Genomic DNA, 22,670 nt, shown 5'->3' on the forward strand with positions numbered 1-22,670 from the left:
CAGAGCGTCGTCATCGACCGCGCAGGAACAATCGGTCAAGTTCCTGCAAGCTGAGTTGGGTCCAGGTAGGACGACCGTGATTGCACTGAGCAGATCGTTCGGTCGCCTCCATATCACGCAGCAAGGCATTCATCTCGGCCAGGCTGAGCTTGCGATTGGCGCGCACCGAGGCATGACAGGCCATGGTGGCCAACAGCTCGTTACGCTGCTCTTCGATGCGGCGCGTACTGCCATGTTCAAGCAGATCCGCTACCACATCCAAGGCCAATTGCCGCACATCCACACCTTCCAGCAGCGCCGGCACTTCGCGCAAGCTGATCGACTGTGGACCGCTGCGCAGCATAGCAAAGCCGAGTGCGGCCAGAGATTCCGTGTTCAGCTCGACAAATTCGGCTTCGCGCTCGCTCACCGCCAGGCTGATCGGCACCAGCAAGGGCGTGCTGCGTATACCTTCGCTGTCCATCGCCTGCTTTAAACGCTCATAGCTGATCCGCTCATGCGCGGCGTGCATATCGACCAGCACCAGCCCCTGGGCATTTTCGGCCAATACGTAGATACCCTTGAGCTGGGCCAGAGCGAAGCCCAACGGCGGCATGTCTTCGGCAGCCTCGGCCGTCGGCAGGCCGGACGGCGCTGAACTTGCGGCTTGACTGGCGGGCGTGGAATACAAGCTGCGGTAGGCAGCAAGAGTCTCGGCCACCGGCAAGCGCATCGCCGGCTGGTGTGGCGCATAGCCGTGGTTGGGCCGCGCCACGATCGATCCGGAATCGTGTGCATCCTGGGTTGCGAACTCAGCTGGCAGGGACTGGGCCGCCGCCGCGCCGGCCCGTGTCTCGGCCAGCACCTGATGCAAGGTGCGGTAAAGAAAATCGTGCACCAGGCGCTGATCACGAAACCGCACTTCGTGTTTGGCCGGATGCACATTGACATCGACCCGGCGCGGATCGATCTCCAGAAACAGAACGAAGGCTGGATGACGACCGTGAAACAGCACGTCAGCGTAGGCTTGCTTCACCGCATGACTGACCACGCGATCGCGCACCGCCCGACCGTTGACGAAAAAGTACTGCTGATCGGCTTGCGAGCGCGAGGCGGTGGGCAGACCGACCCAGCCGAACAAGCGCAGCCCTGCGGCTTCCTGATCGATGGCCAGGCATTGGCTGGCAAAGCCGTCGCCGAGGGCGTCGAGTAGACGGCGCATGCGCCCGGCATCATCCAGCCCCGGTCGATACAGCCGCACCTGCTTGCCGTTGTGCTGTAACTTGATCTGGCATTCCGGCCGGGCCAGCGACAGCATACGCAGCCAGTCGTCGATATGGCCGAACTCGGTGCGCTCGGCGCGCAGGAAGCGTCGTCGCGCCGGCACGTTGAAGAACAAGTCACGCACTTCCACCGAGGTCCCGGCCGGATGCGCCGCTGGCGTCGGCGCACCGATGCGGCCGCCATCGACCTCCAGTCGAACCGCATGTTCAGCATCGCTGGGTCTGGAAGTAAGAGCGAAGCGACTCACCGAGGCTATCGAAGGCAAGGCCTCGCCGCGAAATCCCAAGGTGGCCACCGCTTCCAGATCGTCGAGGTTGGCGATCTTGCTGGTGGCATGGCGCGACAGCGCCAGCGGTAGTTCATTCGGCGGAATGCCGCCGCCGTCATCGCGAATACGGATCAGCCGCGCCCCGCCCTCTTCGATATCGATATCGATGCGCGTGGCGCCGGCATCGAGCGCGTTCTCGACCAGTTCCTTGACCACCGACGCCGGACGCTCGATCACCTCACCTGCGGCGATCTGATTGACCAGGACATCGGGCAGTTGCTGAATCGGCACGCGGCAGGGCTTCGGGGGAAAGCGCCGGAGTGTAGCGCGGGTGGCGGTGGAGTGGGGGTGCCGCAGCGAGGGCAAGCATCCGACGCGTGAGACTCGGATTTGGAAACACCGTCATCCCGTCGCAAGCGATGCACTGAGCTCGCCAAAGTGACGGGATCCATCTTGATTCTCAACAGGCCGGAAATCAAACACTTACGGGTTTGCTTTCCGAGCGCCGCACCAACGGGCGGTTGATGTCCCGACGCAGCCCCGAATAGGGCGCGGCACCAACGGGCGTTTGATCTCCCGACGCCGGCCGGGTCGGGCCCTGGCCGGCCAAAGTCCGCATCTCAGCGACTCAACCCGGCCCCATTCCCGGAATGCGCAAACGCGCACCCACTTGCACCAGGTCGCCACGAATGCCATTCGCCTGGCGCAACTCGCTGAGGCCGACACCATGCCGGACGGCGATCTGGCTCAGGGTTTCGCCGCGCGCCACCACGTGCTCGCGAGGGCGAGCGCTGATATTGGCGGCCAGCCAGGTGCCCGGCGGTGGCTGGGTCTGGAAATAGTCGCGCACGCCATCGACGATGGCACCGGCCAGCCTGCGCCGATAGTTGGGGTCGTTGAGCTTCTTTTCTTCGGTCGGATTGCTGATGAAAGCAGTCTCGACCAGGATCGACGGCACATCCGGCGAGCGCAGCACGACGAAGTTGGCCTGCTCGACCTGCGGCTTGTGGGTCTTGCCCACGCGCTTCAGACCACTTAACACACTGTTTGCTACATCCGACGAGGCTTTCAGGGTGGCGCTCTGCGCCAGGTCAAGCAGGACAGCAGCCAGGGTATTGTCCTTGTCCTCAAGACTCACGCCGCCGACCAGATCGGACTGGTTTTCCTTGCTGGCCAACCAGCGCGCGGCCTCACTCGATGCACCACGCTGCGACAGCATAAACACCGACGCACCGGCCACCGTGCTCTTGTGGAAGGCGTCGGCATGAATCGAGATGAACAGATCGGCCTGGGCCTTGCGCGCTTTCTTGTAACGATCGGCCAGCGGTATGAAGTAATCGCCGTCCCGCACCAGATACGCTTCAAAACCGGGCTCGGCATTGATCTGCTTGGCCAGTTCACGCGCCACGGACAAGGTGATGTTCTTCTCCCAGGTGCCGCTTGGCCCCTTCGCGCCCGGATCTTCACCACCGTGTCCGGCGTCAACCGCGACCACGATCTTGCGATCCAGCGCGCTGGTCATGCTCAGACTGGCCATGGTGCGCACCGGCTCGGCCGGCTTGTCGGCCGCCTGCATGTCGACCACCAGACGGTGCCCCTTGTCTTCGGCAGGGTCGAGCAGAAAGGTACGCGGCTTGACCTTGGCTCCCAGATCGAACACCAGGCGCAGTCCGTCTTTTTCCAGCTTGCCGCTGCGAAGCCCCTGGACCAGGCCCTTGTCGGACTCCGGCTCGAAGGCCGGGCCCAGCTTGGATGCCTGCAGATCCAGTACCAGTCGGTTCGGGTTGTCCAGGGTGAATACGGTGTATTCCACCGGCCCGCTAAGATCGAAAACGGCGCGGGTAACTTCGGGGCCGTCCCACACCCGCACGGCCGACACCTCGGCAGCCGACAACGCACCGGCCAAGCTCAGGCCTGCAAAAACAGACAGCATGCGGCGGAGGGGGCGGCTCATACCGCGATTGAACCGCAGCCCGCCAAGGAATGCAAGCAAATTTCCTTATAAATCCGACGCCTGCAGCGAGATCCTCAAACTCACTTCAGGAAGGAACTGCAACCGACGCCATCCCGCCCCGCACAGCGACGGTCCCGACCAAGGAGCTCAAGCCATTGATTGATATGGCATCAACCTAGGAAAGCCAAGCTGCGCCGAGCTGCCGGCCCCGATCACTGAGCATGTCAACCAGCATCTGCCGACCCTTCTCGACATGCGCCAGATGGACAATCAGATCAGCGGCGGGCAATCGCCCATGGCCACGCTCGGGCCATTCCACCAGCCATAGCGATACGCGATCGGCGTTTTCGTCCAGGCCAAAATAGTCGAGCTCTTCCGGATCGGCCACGCGGTAAAGATCGAGATGCAGGCATTCACCCACGGCCGTCAAGTAGCGCTCGACCAGGGTGTAGGTCGGGCTGCGAATTGCCCCTTCCACCCCCAAGGCACGCAGCAGAGCCCGGGCAAAGGTCGACTTACCCGCGCCGAGGTCACCGTGCAGGTAACAAACCACTGGCCGGGCATCGATCTGCAGGCAGCTGGCCAGAGCAGCTGCGACCGCCTCGGTTGCAGCGGCATCCGCCAGCGCTCTGCTCACGGCCGCGGCGGGCGCGGCCGTCATGCGTTGATCAACTGGCGCAGCGGCGACATCAGATCGCTGGGCAACAGGCCACGCTGACCCTGTTCGGCCGCCACATCACCGGCAGTCGCGTGCAGCAGTGCCCCGATCCGGGCCGCTTGCAGCGGCGCCAACCCTTGCGCCAGCAAAGCGGCAATCACACCCGTCAGCACATCACCGCTACCGCCCACGGCAAGTCCGGGATTACCCGCGTCCACCACATAACTGGGTGTTGGGTCCTGGGTGCTGCCATCGGCAATCAGACTGCCATTGCCCTTGAGCAGCACCACGCAGCGAAATCGCTCAGCCAGCAGGCGCAAGGCCGCGAATCGATCGGACTGAATGTCCTCCACGCTGCACTCCAGCAGCCGTGCTGCCTCCCCGGGATGCGGAGTGATGACGGCACGCTTCGGCGGCCGTGCGCCCTGAGCAACATGCCATAGCGCATCGGCATCCAGCACGCTCGGCTTGCCAGCAGACAGACCCGCTTCCAGCATCGAAAGCCCCCAGCCGCCGCGACCCAACCCAGGCCCGATCGCCAACACCGTGGCGCGCGCCAGCAGGTCTGCCGGCGGAACTTCATGCTCAGGAACAGCATGTGCCATGCACTCAGGCCGCCCGGCCAGCAGCGCGCCCACGTGTTCGGGACGCGTGGCGACACTGACCAGCCCGGCACCGCAGCGCAGCGCGGCCTCGGCCGCGAGCCGGATCGCACCGCCCATTCCGAGATCGCCGCCCAGCGCCAGCACGTGGCCAGCAGCCCCTTTGTGCGCATCGTCGGCACGCTTGGGCAGCGCGGCTGACAGCGAGCGCCGATCGATCGCGATGGCCGAAGCGCTGATGCCTGACTGCGCAGCGGACCCTGCGCCGAGATCGTCAAACTGCCGTTCTCCGGCCAAGGCACGCCCGCGGCCGGTGTACAGTCCCTGCTTACGCCCGACAAAGCTGATCGTGCTGTCCGCCTGCACGGCCGCCCCAACGGCGCAGCCACGATCGGCATCCAGGCCGGACGGAACGTCGAGCGCCAGCACCGGCCGACCGCTGTCGTTCACGGCGCGAACCCAGGAGGCCGCCGGCTCGCGCAAGGCGCTTTGAATACCAATGCCAAACAGCGCATCAACGATCAGGTCAGCTCGATCCAGATCATCGGGCAACCGAGACCGTGATGAACCGCCGATCCGCTGCCATTCCGCCGCCACCGCCCGCGCTTCATCCGATCTGGGCTCAGCCAGGGCGGCCAGCTGCACCTCCAACCCCGCTTCCCGGGCCAGACGTGCCACCACATACCCATCGCCGCCATTGTTGCCGGGGCCACACAACACACAAATTCGTCGTGCTTCGGGATAACGTCGCTGCAACCAGTTGAAAGCAGCCCAGCCCGCACGCCGCATCAGCTCAATCGCAGCGACGCCCGAGGCTATCGTCAACCGATCAAGTTCTCGAACGCTGTCGCTGCGGTAAAGTGGGTGATCTTGCATGACCACATCTTAGTACGTCACCCGCAGATTGGCTGCAGCCAGCGTTTCCACCTAGACCCTCAGATCACTGTGAGCACGTCCACCCAATCCACCTCAGCTTTGAGTGCCGAGCAAGCGACGGCCTTGCTCGAAGCGCTGCGGCAGGAAGCGCAACGGCAGGGCTTTCAAGCCCTGGGCGTGGCCGGCATCGAGTTGGGCGAAGACGCCCAGCATCTGCTGCATTGGCTGGAACAAGGCCGCCATGGCGAGATGGACTATATGGCGCGTCACGGCAGCAAGCGCTTCAGGCCCGACGAGTTGGTACCCGGCACGCTGCGGGTGATTTCCTTGCGGATGGATTACTGGCCCGATGATGCGGCCGCCCCCTGGGCTGTGATGGCCGATACGCGGAGCGCCTACGTGTCTCGCTATGCCCTTGGCCGCGACTATCACAAGGTGCTGCGCCAGCGCATGCAGGCGCTATGTGATTGGCTGCAACGGCAGATCGGCGATTTTGGCTACCGCGTGTTCACCGATTCCGCGCCGGTGCTGGAAAAGGCCCTGGCCCGCAACGCCGGGCTCGGCTGGATCGGCAAGCACAGTAACCTGATCGACAAGCGAAGCGGCTCGTATTTCTTCCTCGGCGAGATCTACACCACTCTCGAGCTGCCGATCGATCAGCCCGCAAGCAATCATTGCGGCACCTGCACCCGCTGTCTCAGTGCCTGCCCGACGGCTGCCATCGTGGCGCCTTATCAAGTCGATGCGCGGCGCTGCATTTCCTATTTAACCATTGAGTACGACGGTATCATTGACCCAGCACTGGCTGACGCCATGGGCAATCGCATCTATGGCTGCGATGACTGCCAGTTGGTGTGTCCATGGAACAAGTTCGCGCGCATCAGCGCCGAGTCAGATTTTCGTGTTCGACATCAACTTGACCGCCCCGACCTGCTGGCCCTGTTTGCCTGGAGCGAGGCGGAATTTCTCGCCCACACCGAGGGCTCGGCCATTCGGCGAATCGGCTGGCGGCGCTGGCAACGCAACATCGCCATTGCACTCGGCAATGGCCCGGCGGACCCGAGCGTCATCACAGCGCTTCGCGACCGGCTCTCGCAGCCACTGGACGATGTCTTGCGTACTCATATCGAGCGGGCGCTGGCTCGATACCGGCAAAGCGACGACTCGCGCACTTGACCGCCGCAGTTCGGCCGACGGTTGGGGACACTCGCGGGCAGCGCAAGGCCGCGAGCAACTCAGCCCCTCTCGGAACGTTTCGGCAACACTGAATGGTGCGAGACCTGGGCTGTAGGAGTACGCTTGGTGCGGATGATGATGAGCTGACAGACAGCAGCGGGGAGCAGGTCCATGCCCGACGAATCTGCAGCGCTGAAAAGGTGCAAGAGCGGTTACTCGCTCGGCCCGCGTGCCGAGACTTGCTCTGGCGCTATGGCGATGGTCCTCGGTTGCTTATTGCTGCCTACCGCAGTGCTAGGCCAACGCGCCGAGTCGCCCACCGAGCCTGCCGAAATAAGCGATGCGTCGTGGGCAAGCTTGCGTCTAGCGGTGGGCAAGACCCTGGGCCAACAGGCCATGTTGCGGCCGAGCAGCGATGCCGGAGAGGGCCAGACGGAGCAGCAATTCGGAGAGTCAGTCGCGATTTCAGGCGATACGGTACTGATCGGCGCTTACCGAGACGACATCCTAGCCAACGCGAATCAGGGTTCGGTCTACGTGTTTACCCGCAACGCCGACACCTGGTCCGTCGAAGCGAAGCTCACTGCAAATGATGGCGCGGCGAACGACTTGTTCGGAATCTCTGTGGCACTGGATGGCGATACCGCCGTTGTTGGGGCCTCGTTCGATGATGGTTCGCTTGTAGATCAGGGCGCAGCCTACGTTTTCGTGCGCAGTGCTGGGATCTGGACTCAGCAATCCAAACTCATCGCCTCCGATGCAACGGTAGGATCCAATTTTGGCAGGGATGTTGCCATTGCCGGTGATACCGTGGCTGTAGGGGCAGAGTTTGCCGACGTTGCACCTGGCGAGGATCAAGGATCCGCCTACATATTCACTCGAAGTTCCGGCGTGTGGACGCAACAGGCCAGGCTCTTCGCTGCCGACGGTTCGTCGAACGACCGATTCGGCTGCGCTGTTGCTGTGGACGGCGACACCGCTCTGGTTGGCGCTCACGACGACGGCAGCGGATCAACCTATGTGTTCACCCGGGAAGTGGGTGCCTGGTCACAGCAAGCGAAACTGTCTGCATCGGATGGCGAGACCGGCGACCGCTTTGGCTTCAGCGTTGCACTCGACGACGACACCGCACTTATCGGGGCGTATTTTGACGATGTTGGTGCGAACACTGAACAAGGCTCGGCCTACGTGTTCGTTCGCAACATCGAAACATGGTCCCAACAGGCAAGACTCACCGCTTCGGATGGGCTTGCAAGTGCGCGCTTCGGGCGCTCAGTTGCGATCGATGTCGATACGGCCGTAGTCGGTGCCTACCTCGACAATGCGGTGGGCGCCTCTTCGGGTTCTGCCTACGTGTTCAGTCGCAGCGTGGGCATCTGGTCCCAGCAAACCAAGCTTAGTGCTATCGATGGGGCACCCAGCGACCTGTTTGGTCGTGACGTCGATCTCGACGGAGACATTGCATTAGCCGGCGTTCCGCTCGACGACATCTTGACCGTGGCTAACCAGGGGTCAGCACACGTTTTCAAACGTAGCGCGGGCAACTGGGCTGCGCAGAAAAAGCTCACCGCCAGCGACGGAACCGAAGGTGACTGGTTCGGCTATGCAGTTGCGATCTCAAGCGACACAGCGATCATCGGCGCCCTATTTGATGACATCAATGGGGATGTGGATCGGGGTGCGGCCTACGTATTCGCTCGTGTTGGTGATAGCTGGGTGTTCGAGGACAAACTCTCTGCTTTGGATGGCGCCGCAGGTGACCGTTTCGGACATGCGGTGGCCGTCTCGGGCGATACCGCCCTGGTGGGAGCCTACCTGGATCAGATTGGAGCCAACGCAAGTCAGGGTTCGGCCTACGTCTTTGTGCGCGAATCCAACGCTTGGGAACAGCAACAAAAGCTCGTTTCCGCAGACGGTGCCGCTGGCGACCGTTTCGGCATCGCGGTGGCCATGGATGGCGACACCGCCCTAGTCGGGGCGAATCGTGACGATGTAGTCGGCGTCGATCAGGGGTCGGCTTACGTATTCACCCGTTCGGGTTCCGCCTGGACGCAGCAGGCCAAGCTGACCGCGCCCGATGGCGCAACCGACGACCGCTTTGGAATTTCCGTCGCCCTGAATGGCGACACCGCCCTGGCTGGCGCATACGCGCATGATGTCGGCGCAACGAGCAACCAGGGTTCGGCCTACGTCTTCACTGGCGCCGGCAGCTCTTGGTCTGCGCCGATCAAGCTGACCTCGGACGACGGCGCGACCGACGATTTCTTCGGAGTTTCTGTAGCTCTGTCTGGAGACGATGCGGTGATCGGGGCGCTCGGCACGGCGCAGGGCGCTGCCTATGTATTCACCCGTGACGCAGGCGTCTGGACACAGCAAGCCAAGCTGGTCGCTTCCGACGGCACTTCGAGCGATGCCTTCGGCATCGCAGTCGCGATTCACAGCAACCGCGCGGTGGTCGGCGCATATCTCGACGACGCCCCGGCTCTCGACCAAGGCTCGGCCTATCTGTTTGTTCGCAACGACGGGATCTGGAGTCAGCAATCCAGACTAACTGCAGCCAACAGCAAGGCCAACGATCAGTTTGGCTACTCCGTAGCCATGGAAGCCAACACGACCCTGATTGGCGCGCTCTTAGTCGACCAGTTTGCTCCCGATGGAATCGACCAGGGAGCAGCCTATGTTTTCGCAAGCTTACTCGGCGACAGCATCTTTAGTGACGGATTCGAACAACCTTGAAACCGATGAAGCCGGCGGCAGCTACTTTGAGAAGTGAAACCGCAGGTGATGACAACAAGAGCAAGGGCGAGAGCCGCGCCTGATCGAAACCAGGATCGACTCAAGATTGCCTTCGCCATTAACGCAGTGGGCCTGTGAGATTTTCGGATTCGCCACCAGTTAGACGCCTTCGCGCTGCTGCTTTTCTCCTGGAACGAAGCGAAATTCCTGGCTAAGACTGCAGGCCCGGCGACCCGCCGCATCGGCTGGCGGCGCTGGCAACGCAACATCGCCATTGCACTCGGCAATGGCCCGGCGGACCCGAGCGTCATCACAGCGCTTCGCGACCGGCTCTCGCAGCCACTGGACGATGTCTTGCGTACTCATATCAAGCGGGCGCTGGCTCGACTGCAACGAGGGCCGGAGGCTCTTCCTGAGCCCCCAGTCCACCCGGCCTAGGCCGCGCGAGTCAGATCACGCAGCGTCCCATCAAGCTGGCGCCACTAGCAGGCTGCTGAGACTTGTTTCAGCAGACTGCTAGGCTTGGTCGTCTGCTTGCTCGTCGCTGACGCGGCGAACAACCAGCGTTTCCTGACCGGTAACGTCACGAACCCGCTGCACCAGCAAGCCGTGCTTCTCTACGGCGGCTTCCCATTGGCGCTCGGTGCGGATATTGGCGGTACGGTACAGAATATTGTTCGATTTCGGTCCGACCATCAGCAGCACGGCATCGCGCTTCATTCCGGTGATATTGACCAGTTCATCGACGGTCAGATTGTCATTGCCAGCAAACGCAGCTGGACTCAGGGCAATGGCGACTAGGGCGGAAAACAGGACAGACTTCTTCATGATCGACTCCCATCGTTCTTGGTTGGCTGCCGCCTTAGGGCTACGGACGCAGCAGGCGGAGTTGCCTGCTATCGCTGTTCCGAGATCACGTCGTGGGGAGGGCGTGTTCTGGCGGCGGGATCAGGTTCCCATTGATAGGACGGCTCAACCCGTGGCGGTGGTCGCGGCAATTTTCTGTCGGGTTTGGAAGCGTTCAGCCAATCCTGCGATCAAACGCGAACAGGCCGCGCCAAAGCGAAAACTCGTTTCGACGGCAACCAATTCGATCAAAGTCGGTGTGTAATCGCCTTTGGCCAAATAGGGTGCGGTTTACCGCACCGCGTTGCATCGCAACCCCGCGTGACGCGGTCGGCCCAGATCAACCGCCCGTTGGCGCGGCCAAGCCGCACCCTATCCGGCCCCAGCCGGTCGCTTCGATAACATAGGGTGCGGTTTACCGCACCGCGCTTCATCACCTCCGCCGGTAGGCCCGATCCGAACCGCGCTGGCGATATCCACCGCGCATTGTTGCGGCCCAGCCGCAGCCTATTCGGTATTTTTCCTATGCAGATGCCCGAGCAGGCTGGCGGTGACCGGATCGTCGGCGCTGACGGTGGGATCGGCAACGGCGGGCGCAATGCGTTTGGCGGTGACCTTGCCGAGCTCTACGCCCCACTGGTCAAACGCATTGATGCCCCATAACACGGATTGCAGGAACACCGAATGCTCGTAAAACGCAATCAGACTGCCCAATGCTTCCGGGCTCAACTCATCAAGCATTAACACCGAGCTTGGTCGGTTGCCAACATAGCGCCGATGCTTGTCGTCGTTGGCCACGCCATTGGCCAAGGCTTCACTTTGCGCCAGCAAATTGGCCCACAGGCTTTGATGCATGGCGCGATGGCCGTGGGCCGGCTGACACACGCCGATGAACTCGGTTGGCACGGTGTCCGTACCCTGATGCAGGGCCTGGAAATAGCTGTGTTGACAGTCGGTGCCGGGCCCGCCCCAGATCACCGGCGCGGTCGACACGTCGAGCAGCCGGCTGCCGTCGGCGCTGACCGACTTGCCCAGGCTCTCCATGATCAATTGCTGCAAGTAGGTCGGCAGCAAGCGCAGGCGCTGGTCGTAAGGCAATACGGCCAGCGAGTCATAACCCAACGCATTGCGATTCCAGACCTGCACCAGCGCGTGGCGCAACGGCAGGTTAAGGGCGGGCTCAACCTCGAGCGCATGGCGATCAAGCGTAGCCGCGCCTTGCAGCAAGCGCTGAAATACCTCGACGCCGTAAGCCGCCATGATCGAAAAGCCAACCGCCGACCACAGCGAGTAGCGGCCGCCGACCCAATCCCACATGGGCAGGATGGCATCCGGCTGCACGCCGTACTCGGCCGCCTTGTCGACCTTGGAGGTTGCCGCCAGCACCGGCCCCCGGCCGCTCAACCAGTCGACCATCACCCGACCATTGAGCAGGGTTTCTTCGGTGGAAAAGCTCTTCGATACCAGCAGCAAGGCGGTGCTGTTCGGGTCGAGCTGACGACACAGGGCTTCAACCGTATGACCATCGGGCGCACTCAGGAAGTGAATGCGCAGTTTCGCTGCCTGACCCGCGGCCAATGCATCGATAGCCAGCCGCGGGCCGAAATCCGAGCCGCCGATACCGATGTTGACCAGATCGGTGACGCCCTCGGCCCACAGCCGTTCGGCCAGACGCGCCATCTCACGCCTCGCCTCGCCCGCTTGCCGGAACCCATTCACCGCCGCCGCACCGCGGCCGAGGTCGGTACGCAGCGCCGTGTGCAGGGCCGGGCGGCCTTCCGAGCGGTTAACCTCGGCGCCATCCAGCATATGACGCAGGGCGGCTTGACTCTCGGTACGCAGCGCCAGCCGATACAGCGCGTCCCAGGCCGCGGCATCCAGGCGTTGTCGCGCCAGACACAGGGTTAAGGGGCCGGCCGCGATGGTGTCGCGGACGACTCGATCCGGCTCGCGGGCAATGGTCTCGCGTAGTGGCTCGTCGACCAGGCGCGAGGCGTGTTCGGTCAGCCCTTGTAGCCATCCCTGCGTATGCATGCGGAGCTCCATGTTCAGCTTGATGAGGCCGCAGTTTCGCCACCCATCGGTGACGCCACACTGCGAACCGGAATTGCTGAGTATAGCCGTGCAATGCTGCGCCGCCGCAAGACTGGCAACGTATGCGTCAACGCACGTGGGTTGAGGGTATCGAACGCCCCTGCCGCCTCGCACCAACGGAGCAGGCCACCGCCCTGCCCCGTTCGGTCGGGCCGCGTATAGTGTCTCCCATGAATCAGATTTTGAGTGAAGCATGATGCTAAGGCTGGTCGGCTCGGCATCGGCCTTGTTGTTGGGTGTGGGCTTGCTGGTATGCGGTGCTGGCTTGCTCGGCACCTTGCTGGCCTTGCGCGGTGACCTGGCGGGCTTCGACGCCGGCACCCTGGGCTGGATCATGTCGGGCTACTTTTTCGGCTTCGTGCTTGGCACCTATCTGTCGATGCCATTGATTCGACGGCTCGGCCATATTCGAAGCTTTGCCTTCTGTGCTGCCGCGGCCGCGGCGGCGGTATTGCTGCATCCGATCCTGATCGATCCCTGGGCCTGGGGCCTGTTGCGCATCATCACCGGCGTGGCCTTTGTCTGTCTGTATGCCGTCATCGAGAGCTGGCTCGGGGCTCAGGCCAGCATGCAGGAACGCGGTCGGCTATTCGCCGCCTACATGGTGGTAAACCTGGTGGCGATCGGGATCGGCCAACTATTGCTGCCGCTGGCGCCGATCGACAGTTTCGTGCCGTTTTCCCTGGTGGCCTTGTTGACCTGCCTGGCCCTGATGCCGGTGACCTGGACCCGGGTCGCGCAACCGGAGATCACCGGCGCCGCCCCCCTGCCGCTGGCACAACTGTGGCGCGATGCGCCTTCGGCGGCGGCCGGCGCCTTTGTCAGCGGCATCGTGATGGGCGCGTTCTGGGGCCTGATGCCGCTGTTCGCCTCTGGCATCGGCCTCGACAGCGGCGGCGTGGCGTACTGGATGATCACGGCGATCGCGGCGGGCGCCTTGCTGCAGTGGCCGCTGGGCCGCTGGTCGGATCGCGCCGATCGGCGGCGGGTGCTGGCGGCGGTGGCCCTTCTCGGCGCGCTCAGCGCCGGCTTGCTCGGCCTATTGCAGGATGTGGGCGAGCTGCGCTTTGGTCTGCTATTCGTCTACGGCGGTTTCGTGTTCAGTCTGTATCCGATTTCGGTGGCGCATTTGATGGATCGGCTGGAGGCCGAGACTTTGCTGGCCGGCAGCGGCCGGGTACTGCTGCTATACGGGGCCGGCGCCACCCTCGGCCCGATTCTGGCCGGGGCCAGTATGAAGGCGCTGGGGCCGGCCAGCCTGATGTACTTCTCCGCCGCCGCCTTGCTGCTACTCAGCGCCTTTATCGCCCGACGCCTGCAGCTGCGCGACAGTCGGGTGGTGCATCCGGGCCATTTCATGCCGATGGTGCGCACCTCACCGACCGCGATGGAGATGCTGCCCGAGGCACAACCCGAAGCAGCGGAGTGAGCGCGCGCGGCTTGAGCTATAATCGCCGCGCTCTACGCTCGTGGTGGGAGAAGCGCGCCGGTTTCAAGCCGAGCCGCGCTGCCGAAGGCGCAATACCCGTAATCGCTCAGGCCCCCGTACCGCCACGCGCGAGCAACTCTGGAGAGACCGGCCGGTGCCGGCGCCGAAGGGGCACGGGGTGCAGCGACACTGCACTTCAAACTCTCAGGCAAAAGGACAGAGGGGTGCCTCGCGTGCGGCCCGCACGTGTCAGCGGACACTCCTGCCATGTCGAATACCTCCCCGCGTCATCTGGCCCTGCGTGATCTGGAACACCACGGCGCCTTTATCGAGCGTCATATCGGCCCCAATGATGCCGAGATTGCCCATATGCTCGAGGCCATCGGCCAGCCGTCGCTGGAGGCGATGACCGACGCCATCGTGCCGCGCTCGATCAAGAGCACCGAGCCGCTGGCCATGGCCGGGGCGATCAATGAGGAAGAGGCGCTGGCCAAGATCCGCGCCATTGCGCAACGCAACCAGGTGTTCAAGTCGTACATCGGCCAGGGCTACTACGGCACCCACACGCCGAACGTGATCTTGCGCAATGTGCTGGAAAATCCGGGCTGGTACACCGCCTACACGCCGTACCAGGCGGAGATCTCACAGGGCCGGATGGAAGCGCTGATCAACTTCCAGACCATGGTGCGTGATCTCACCGCCATGGAAATCGCCAATGCCTCCCTGCTGGACGAAGGCACCGCCGCCGCCGAAGCGATGACCCTGGCGCTGCGCTCGTCGAAGTCAAAATCCATGCGCTTCTTCGTGTCCTCGGGCTGCCACCCGCAGACCATCGAATGCCTGAAGACCCGCGCCGAGCCGCTGGGTATCGAACTGATCATTGGCGACGAGCGTGAGGCCGGTTCGGCCGATGTATTCGGTGTGCTGCTGCAGTATCCCAACACCTTTGGTGAGGCGCGCGACTATGCCGCTCTGGCCGAGGCCATCCACGCCAAGCAGGGTCTGGTCGCGGTGGCCACCGATCTTCTGGCCTTGACCTTGCTCAAGGCACCGGGCGAATGGGGCGCCGACATCGTGGTCGGCAACAGTCAACGCTTTGGCGTGCCGTTCGGCTTTGGTGGCCCGCATGCAGCCTTCATGGCCTGCCGCGATAGTTACAAGCGCTCGATGCCGGGTCGCCTGATCGGCGTATCGATCGATGCCGAAGGCAAGCCGGCTTATCGCTTAACACTGCAAACCCGCGAGCAGCATATCCGCCGCGAGAAGGCGACCTCGAACATCTGTACCGCCCAGGTGCTGCTGGCGGTGATGGCCAGCTTCTATGCGGTGTATCACGGCCGCGACGGCCTGATCCGGATCGCCCGCCGGGTGCATCGGATGGCCTCGATCCTGGCCGACGCGCTGCGCGCCAAGGGCATCGACGTCGGCACGGATTTCTTCGACACCCTGCACGTGTGCGGCATCGATGCCGAGGCCATTCATGCCAAGGCGCGGGCAGCCAAGATCAATTTGCGTCATATCGATGGCAGCTCGCTCGGCATCAGCCTGGACGAGACCACCACCCGTGAGAACCTCACCGCCCTGGCCTGGTTGTTCGATATCGATCTCGATGTCGATGCCGCCGATGCCGAGGCGGGCGATGCCCTGCCGACCGCTCTGCTGCGCGAGTCGGATTTCCTCAGCCACCCGGTGTTCAATACCCATCACAGCGAGCACGAGATGCTGCGTTATCTGCGCGCGCTGATGGACAAGGATCTGGCGCTCGACCGCAGCATGATCCCGCTCGGCTCCTGCACCATGAAGTTGAATGCCACCGCTGAGATGATTCCGGTCACCTGGCCCGAGTTCAGCCTGATTCACCCGCTGGCGCCCGCCGATCAAACGACTGGCTATGTGCAGCTGATCAATGAATTGGAGGCCATGCTGGTCGAGTGCACCGGCTATGACGCCGTCAGCCTGCAGCCGAACTCCGGCGCCCAGGGCGAATACGCCGGCCTGCTGGCCATTCGCGCCTATCACCGCGCCAACGGTCAGGCCGAGCGCGATATCTGTCTGATTCCGGAATCGGCGCACGGCACCAACCCGGCCAGCGCGCAGATGTGCGGCATGACCGTGGTGGTGACCAAATGCGATGCCAATGGCAATGTCGACGTCGAAGACATTCAGGCCAAGGCCGAGAAGTATTCCGATCGTCTCGCCGCGCTGATGATCACCTACCCCTCGACCCATGGCGTGTTCGAGGAAGAGATCGTCAAGATCTGCGAGATCGTGCATCAGCACGGCGGTCAGGTGTACACCGACGGCGCCAACATGAATGCCCTGGTCGGCGTCGCCAAACCGGGTAAGTGGGGTTCGGATGTGTCGCATCTGAATCTGCACAAGACCTTCTGCATTCCGCACGGCGGCGGCGGCCCCGGTGTCGGCCCCTGCGCGGTGAAGGCACACCTCGCGCCCTACCTGCCCAAGACGCTGGGTGGTGAGGGAACGGTCGGTATGGTCAGCGCGGCCAGCTTTGGCAGCGCCTCGATCCTGCCAATCAGCTGGATGTACATCACCCTGATGGGCGCGGCTGGTCTGCGTCGCGCTACGCAGATCGCCCTGCTGAATGCCAACTACGTGTCGAAACGTCTGGCTCAGCACTACGACACCCTGTACACCGGTCGCAATGGCCTCGTCGCGCATGAGTGCATCCTCGACCTTCGGCCGCTGAAGGACAGCACCGGCATCAGCGCCGAAGACGTGGCCAAGCGTCTGATCGATTTTGGCTTCCACGCCCCGACCCTGAGCTTCCCGGTTGCCGGCACCTTGATGGTGGAGCCGACCGAATCAGAATCGCTGCATGAGCTGGATCGCTTTATTGACGCCATGATCCAGATCCGCGACGAAATTCGCGCGGTGGAAGAAGGCAAGCTCGACCGCGAAGACAACCCGCTGAAGAATGCCCCCCATACCGCCACCATGGTGATGGCCGAGCAGTGGAAGCATGGGTATAGCCGAGAACTGGCCGCCTTCCCTCTGCCCAGCTTGAAACTGCAGAAATACTGGTCGCCCGTAGCCCGGGTCGACAACGTCTACGGCGACAAGAATGTGTTCTGCAGCTGCATCCCGGTTGATGCTTTCAAGGAAGAGGTGGCAGGCTAACAGGAGGTTTCCCTGCTACGACACGGATGTGCCAACGCCCCGGCAAACCTATGTGTTGGCCGGGGCGTTGTTGTTTGCGGGCACAGAAACTTATAGGGCGCGTCTGGACGCGCTCCGAACGCACCGGTCGGTGCAATGGGGTCACCATGTCTATTTTCACCGCCACCTGCCTCTGCGGCGCCCTGCGCCTCGCGGCCACCGGCCAGCCCTGTCGCGTCGGCATCTGCCATTGCCTGGACTGCCGAAAGCATCATGGTGCTCTGTTTCATGCCTCAGCGGTGTTTCCCGAAGCCAACGTGAGCATTGAGGGCGAATTCGGTGAGTACCAGGGTCGCTGCTTCTGCCCACGCTGCGGTTCACCGCTGTTCTCGCGCAGCGGCGACGAGATCAACGTCAATCTCGGCAGCCTGGACGGCATTGATCAGATGCAGCCAAGCTATGAGTTATGGACGATTCGGCGCGAGGCCTGGTTACCGGAGTTTCCCACCCGCCGTCGCTATGAAAAGGATCGCGGCGAGGCATCTCGCTCCGAGTAGGCCAGCGCTGATCGGTCCGAAGCCCAGCTTCGCGGCGCCCGACTCATCGAAGGCGCGAATTCCGATACAAGGGCGTTCATGGTGGGCGACACGCCCACCCTACGTTGCTTCGAACTGAGTGTTGTTCGCGATCAACTCGTAGGGTGGGCCTGTGGCCCACCGCTTTTGCGGGTTAGGCTCGGTAGACATAGATCGCCACCAGCAGCATCGGCAGGCATAGTGCTCCGCGCCATCACATCGCCTTGGCCGGACAATAGCTCTGCAGATAGGCATGGTGCTGCGGCAGCTGCCGCAGCATCCGCTCGACGCCGCCACGAATGCCCTCCAGGAAGCCGTTCAACTCCTGGTCGCCCATCAGATCGGCGACCGGATGATAGCTTCGGGGCTCGATGCCCTGCCCGAGCATGACCTGGATCCAGGAGTTCTCTGCAAACAGCTCATTCGGCACCCGGAATACCCGTGCGGTTTCTCTGAACAGGTCGATTCGATGCTGCAGCGAGTCGGGGATCGACATTTCGGCGCAGGCGCGCCAGAACGGCGTGTCGCGACGGTTGGTGACGTGGTAGTGCAGGATGATGAAGTCGCGGATGTGGGTGATTTCCCACTCGGTCTGCGCGTTGTACTCGTCGATATCGACCTGATTGATGACCGCCGGGAAGCTCTGCATCAGGCGGGTGATACCGCGCTGGATCAGATGGATATTGGTCGATTCCAGCGGCTCCAGAAAACCGCTGGCTAGGCCCAGCGCAATGCAGTTCTTGGCCCATACCTTGCGTCGCTGGCCCGGAGTGAAACGCAGCAAGCGCGGCTCGGTCAGTACTTCGCCTTCCAGCGTGCTCAGCAACTGCTGTTTGGCCTGTTCGGCATCGATGAAACGGCTGGCGAAGACGTGGCCATTGCCAACCCGATGCTGCAGCGGGATACGCCACTGCCAGCCCGACTCGCCGGCGATCGAGCGCGTATAAGGGATCGCCGGCTTGACCGAGCCGGTCTGCACCGCAAACGCGCTGTCGCTGAACAGCCAGTGCGACCAGTCCTCGAACTCGACACCCAGGGTCTGGCCCAGCAGCAGGCTGCGAAAGCCGGTGCAGTCGATAAACAGATCGCCCTCGATGCACTCGCCGTTCTCCAGCTCCAGCGCGCTGATAAAGCCATTGGCCGGATCGGTGTGTACCTGGCGAATCTTGCCCTCGACCCGCCTGGTGCCATAGTGCTCGCTGAACTGGCGCAGGAAGCGCGCATACAGGCCGGCATCGAGATGGAAGGCATAGTTAAGACCGGTTCGCGGCAGATGAGCAAAGCGACTTTCCTCTGCGGCGCGCAATTCCAGACAGTAATCGCCGTAGTCGCGGGCCAAACCGCGCGCCCAGCCCTTCAACCAGAAGTGCTGGAAGCCGGCGCTCCAGTGATCCTTGCCAGTGGTACCGAAGGAATGGATGTAGTGCTGGCCGACATCCTTCCAATTTTCGAATTGGATGCCGAGCTTGATCGTGGCCTGGGTCGCGGCCATGAAGGCTTGCTCGTTGAGGTCGATCAGGCGATGGAAGGTGACCAGGGTCGGGATGGTCGCCTCACCCACGCCAACGGTACCGATTTCTTCCGATTCGACCAGGGTGATCTCGAGCCGCTTGCCCAGCGTCTTGGAGATCGCCGCGGCGGCCATCCAGCCGGCGGTGCCGCCGCCGGCGATCACCACTCGGCGTACGGGCTTGACCTCGGTGGAGGTATCAGTGGTGTGATTCATCAGCAGGCTCAGCGATTGAGTCGTTGCAGTAGGCGCGCCCGCAGTTCGCGCGCGATGTTGTCATCCAGCGGGCCGAGCACTCGGCGTGCCGGTTCTGGAATATGCGCCGCGGTGCCATCGTTGGCCTCGAACACATAGTGACGGAAGATCTCCTGCCAGTGCCGGCGCTGCTCGGCGGGCAGATCACGCATCGTCATCAAGGCCAGCATCAGGGTGTTCATCGGCGAATCCATAAACGCCGGCGAGCTCCGCCACCAGTAGTTCACCAATACATTGAAGGCCTCGAGGGCCTCGATGTGATGCCACCACAGACTGGGAATGAACAGCGCATCGCCCGGCTCGAGCTCTGCCACCTGCGCCTGCTGCAGCGCCTCAGCGAAGCGCGGGAAGCGCTCAAAATCGGGAGCAGCGAAGTCGACCAGACTGATCGCCTGCCCGGCCGGCGTGAAATCCAGCGGACCGATGTACAGATTCTTCAGCTGATCGGGCGGAAACAGGGTGACCCGTCGACGCCCCGCCACCACGCAGGCGATGTTGTCGGGCAGATCCTGATGCGCGGCGATTCGGCTGCGATTGCCGATCCAGATGCTTGCCAGCGGCGTATGACCATCAATCGCCAGATCGTTTTGCACACGAAAGCCGGCCAGCGCGGTATCGATGGTGGTCGACCCCATATACAGCAGCGGCGTCGGCGATTGATCCAGCCAGGCCTGCAGCTGATCCAACACTGCAGCAAACGTCACCCGCTGTGGCTGAAAGTTGAACCCGCTGAAGTCGGCGTTATAGAAGATTCGACCGTCTGCCTCGGGCGGCGCCACTTGCGCCACCACCTGCATGCCGCGATCAAACCGGCGCAGGTAATCGATGGCTGCGGCCGCAGACTGCCCTGCGGCCTGCACCGCCGGCCAGTCGCCGACCAAACCGCGCACCACCGCCGGCTCGGTCGCCAACAGCAGTTCATTTCCGAGTGCGTCTGCGCACGGCCCGCTCAGCTCGCGCACCGACCTCGCCTGACGCCTGATGACCTCAGCCAGCTCAGTCACGGCGCAGGCGTCGGCGCAGACGCTCGATCAGGCCGCGGAACTGCGATAGCGAGGCCAGCGTCATGTAGACCGGCTCCAGCAAGCCCTGTGCGTGCAGCTCAGCGACAGCTTGCGGTGCAAGCTGCCGTAGCCGCTCCTCGTTGATCGTGTAGTAACCGGACAGCCGATTTTCCGAACCGTCATCCAGGGTCACATCGAGTACGAACGACTCCAGCAGCTCCAGCCGGGTCAGTGCGGCGGACAAGTCCTTCGAATGCTGCAGCCCTTCATGCAGGCTCAATAGCACCGAGTTCATCCGCTCAAGGTATTCGGTGGTACCGCCGTGCTCTCGGAATAGCGGTTCTCCCTCGCGCTTGGAGACACGCGGATGATCAATATCGATATGCATGACCAGCTGATCGCCGCTGCTGCCAATCATGAACGGCTGACGCTCGACCGACAGCGGCAGATAGTGGGCATCCCAGCCGTGCGGCTTGAGAAACAGGTTTTCTTCCGGCCGCAGCCCCAGCAGCAGCACCGGCTGAAACTCGGCGTCGCCGGTCTTCTGAAACACGATCGGATAGTGCGCCTGACAATTGCGAAACTCGGCCGGAAAGGTCAGCGCGACACTGATGTCGTCGCCATACTCCGCGCTGCGGGTGGTGATGATCCGCAGATCGCGGTGATCGATATTGTTCAGCAGTGCCGCTCGCGTCATGACTTCCTCAATCGGTGGGCAGGCCGCGCGCCTTGATCTGTTCGATCAGACTGCGGTGTTGCGGGAGGCCGGCCAGCAATCGGCGGGTGAGCGCGGCGTTCTGTTTGAAGTAGTCCACAGCCCCTCCCGGTGCGTCCGGCAGACACGGGCGGAAGCCCATGCCGTACAGCACATATTGATAGCTTGCCGAAGGAAACACTTCGTCGACTCGACCGAGGTCATAGCGCGAGGGCGCATGATGGTGCCACCAGCGCATTCGCTCGGCCAAGGATTCGGGCACCGAAGCCGCCTCGCGGTGCTCTCGCCAGTATGGGCTGGCCGCGCGCGAGGACAGCAGATAGTGCAACTTGAGAAAATCGATCACCCGCTGCCAGCGATAACTGAACATCTCGTTGAATCGCCGCGCCAGCATGTCGATCTCGCTGCGATCGTTCGGCCATTGTTCCGCCAAGGCGGTGGCCGCCAACTCCACCAGCACCAGCGACGAAGCCTCGAGCGGTTCAACAAACCCGGCAGCCAGGCCGATGGCCACACAGTTGCCGACAAAGGCGCGCTGGCGGTAGCCAGGCGCAAAGGCAATCCGATTGGTCGTCGACACCTCGGCGTCGGGCAATTGCCGCTGCACGTAGCGGCGCAGCTCGATCTCGGCCTGCTCGTCGCTGCAGTGAGCACTGGAGTAGACCACGCCGATACCGCGCCGACTGCTCAATGCGATATCCCAGATCCAGCCGCTGTCGTGAGCGGTGGACACCGTCTGACACGGAATCGGCGCCTCTGGGGTCGGGTACGCAGCTTGAACCGCCATGGCTCGATCGTTGAACAGCACCGTCGATGCATCGACCCAGGGCGTAGCCAGATGCTGGCCCAGCAGCAGTGAGCGCGTGCCGCTGCAGTCGATGAAAAGATCCGCCACCAGTGCGCCATGCTCGCGGGTCACCAAGGCAGCGACATCGCCATTGTCCTTCGATTGAATCTCCAGCATGTGATCGCGCAGATGGCGCACGCCAAGCCGCTCAACACAGTGTCGGCGCAGGAACTCACCCAGCTTGCCGGCATTCAGGTGATAGGCGTAATTCGCCACGGCGGCGAACTCGGGTGTGGTGATCTGCTTGGGCGCGAGACCGGCTTCACAGATGTGCGGCTGCGGACAGACAAGTTCGGCGAAGGGCTGATCATCGGCTGCGGCCAGCCAGCCCGCAGCCAGCGGCGCATCGCCAAAACCGTGCGGCAACAGGAAGGGATGATAGTAGGCATCAGCGCCATCATCGCGGGCCCAGCCGACGAATTTCGATCCCTGCTTGAATGCCGCATCGCACTCGCGAATGAAGTCGGACTCGCTGACCTCAATTCGGCGCAGGGTATCGCGCATGGTCGGCCAGGTGCCCTCACCGACGCCTATGGTCGGCACGTCAGGCGATTCCAGCACGGTGACTTCGACCGCAACGCGCTTTCGCTTGAACTCGGCCGCCAGCAGTCCAGCTGTCAACCAACCGGCCGAGCCACCGCCTAAGATCAGAACCTGTCTAAGCTGCTCGCTCATATTCCCAAATCGGCCGTCGGGCGCTGCCGGGTGTCAAAAAAAGGACGGGTTGCCTTCCATGGTAACC

The 22,670-nt window shown here is 62.9% G+C and carries 15 protein-coding genes and 1 riboswitch; of the genes, 5 read left to right on the top strand and 10 right to left on the bottom strand.

What is annotated here, in order from left to right:
• Positions 1–10: 10 nt before the first annotated feature.
• The 4 genes from mutL to IFO71_RS13730 all read right to left on the bottom strand — a co-directional run bounded on the left by mutL (position 11) and on the right by IFO71_RS13730 (position 5,621).
• Positions 11–1,822, bottom strand: coding sequence for a DNA mismatch repair endonuclease MutL (mutL, locus tag IFO71_RS13715; RefSeq protein ID WP_192030212.1), 1,812 nt, complete (start codon positions 1,820–1,822; stop codon positions 11–13).
• 337 nt (positions 1,823–2,159) lie between these two features.
• A complete protein-coding gene (locus tag IFO71_RS13720; RefSeq protein WP_192030213.1) occupies positions 2,160–3,485 on the bottom strand; it encodes an N-acetylmuramoyl-L-alanine amidase in 1,326 nt (441 codons plus the stop codon).
• Positions 3,486–3,660: 175 nt separating this feature from the next.
• On the bottom strand, positions 3,661–4,146 hold the full coding sequence (gene tsaE / locus IFO71_RS13725; protein ID WP_192030214.1) for a tRNA (adenosine(37)-N6)-threonylcarbamoyltransferase complex ATPase subunit type 1 TsaE: 486 nt from the start codon (positions 4,144–4,146) through the stop codon (positions 3,661–3,663).
• Entirely contained in the window at positions 4,143–5,621 is a 1,479-nt protein-coding gene (locus IFO71_RS13730) for an NAD(P)H-hydrate dehydratase (RefSeq protein ID WP_192030215.1), read from the bottom strand. The genes tsaE and IFO71_RS13730 overlap by 4 nt, the downstream gene beginning before the upstream one ends.
• 69 nt (positions 5,622–5,690) lie before the next feature.
• Here IFO71_RS13730 and queG point away from each other — a divergent pair, with 69 nt between their 5' ends.
• Together queG and IFO71_RS13740 are read left to right on the top strand one after the other, a co-directional pair.
• Positions 5,691–6,797 carry a tRNA epoxyqueuosine(34) reductase QueG gene (queG, locus tag IFO71_RS13735; RefSeq protein ID WP_425502897.1) on the top strand — a complete coding sequence of 369 codons (1,107 nt, stop codon included), beginning with the start codon at positions 5,691–5,693 and terminating at the stop codon, positions 6,795–6,797.
• A gap of 171 nt (positions 6,798–6,968) precedes the next feature.
• Positions 6,969–9,533, top strand: a complete 2,565-nt coding sequence (locus IFO71_RS13740) for an FG-GAP repeat protein (RefSeq protein WP_192030216.1) — start codon at positions 6,969–6,971, stop codon at positions 9,531–9,533.
• A gap of 516 nt (positions 9,534–10,049) precedes the next feature.
• Here IFO71_RS13740 and IFO71_RS13745 read toward each other — a convergent pair.
• Together IFO71_RS13745 and pgi are read right to left on the bottom strand one after the other, a co-directional pair.
• Positions 10,050–10,361: a hypothetical protein gene (locus IFO71_RS13745; RefSeq protein WP_192030217.1), complete on the bottom strand. Its 312-nt coding sequence runs from the start codon at positions 10,359–10,361 to the stop codon at positions 10,050–10,052.
• A gap of 525 nt (positions 10,362–10,886) precedes the next feature.
• Positions 10,887–12,413, bottom strand: coding sequence for a glucose-6-phosphate isomerase (gene pgi / locus IFO71_RS13750; protein WP_192030218.1), 1,527 nt, complete (start codon positions 12,411–12,413; stop codon positions 10,887–10,889).
• Positions 12,414–12,669: 256 nt separating this feature from the next.
• On the opposite strand from pgi, the gene IFO71_RS13755 reads away from it, so the two are divergent.
• From IFO71_RS13755 to IFO71_RS13765, 3 genes are all read left to right on the top strand, one after another.
• Positions 12,670–13,902, top strand: coding sequence for an MFS transporter (locus IFO71_RS13755; protein ID WP_192030234.1), 1,233 nt, complete (start codon positions 12,670–12,672; stop codon positions 13,900–13,902).
• Positions 13,903–14,030: 128 nt separating this feature from the next.
• Positions 14,031–14,132: riboswitch (glycine riboswitch) on the top strand.
• Between the two features lie 37 nt (positions 14,133–14,169).
• Positions 14,170–17,043 carry an aminomethyl-transferring glycine dehydrogenase gene (gene gcvP / locus IFO71_RS13760; RefSeq protein WP_192030219.1) on the top strand — a complete coding sequence of 958 codons (2,874 nt, stop codon included), beginning with the start codon at positions 14,170–14,172 and terminating at the stop codon, positions 17,041–17,043.
• A gap of 146 nt (positions 17,044–17,189) precedes the next feature.
• Complete coding sequence (locus tag IFO71_RS13765; RefSeq protein WP_192030220.1) at positions 17,190–17,579, top strand: GFA family protein; 390 nt, start codon at positions 17,190–17,192, stop codon at positions 17,577–17,579.
• 232 nt (positions 17,580–17,811) lie between these two features.
• Here the strand turns inward: IFO71_RS13765 and IFO71_RS13770 are convergent, their stop codons facing one another.
• From IFO71_RS13770 to IFO71_RS13785, 4 genes are read right to left on the bottom strand one after another with little or no spacing between them, the layout of a single operon-like run.
• Entirely contained in the window at positions 17,812–19,323 is a 1,512-nt protein-coding gene (locus tag IFO71_RS13770; protein WP_192030221.1) for a tryptophan halogenase family protein, read from the bottom strand.
• Between the two features lie 8 nt (positions 19,324–19,331).
• Positions 19,332–20,324, bottom strand: a complete 993-nt coding sequence (locus tag IFO71_RS13775; protein WP_332309378.1) for a cupin-like domain-containing protein — start codon at positions 20,322–20,324, stop codon at positions 19,332–19,334.
• 34 nt (positions 20,325–20,358) lie between these two features.
• The gene (locus IFO71_RS13780; protein WP_192030222.1) at positions 20,359–21,063 is read right to left on the bottom strand and encodes a SapC family protein; all 705 of its coding nucleotides are present in this window, start codon (positions 21,061–21,063) and stop codon (positions 20,359–20,361) included.
• A gap of 7 nt (positions 21,064–21,070) precedes the next feature.
• Positions 21,071–22,603, bottom strand: coding sequence for a tryptophan halogenase family protein (locus tag IFO71_RS13785; RefSeq protein WP_192030223.1), 1,533 nt, complete (start codon positions 22,601–22,603; stop codon positions 21,071–21,073).
• Positions 22,604–22,670 lie beyond the last annotated feature (67 nt).

The sequence above is a fragment of the Pseudomarimonas arenosa genome (genome assembly GCF_014841215.1).
GTDB lineage: Bacteria > Pseudomonadota > Gammaproteobacteria > Xanthomonadales > Xanthomonadaceae > Pseudomarimonas > Pseudomarimonas arenosa.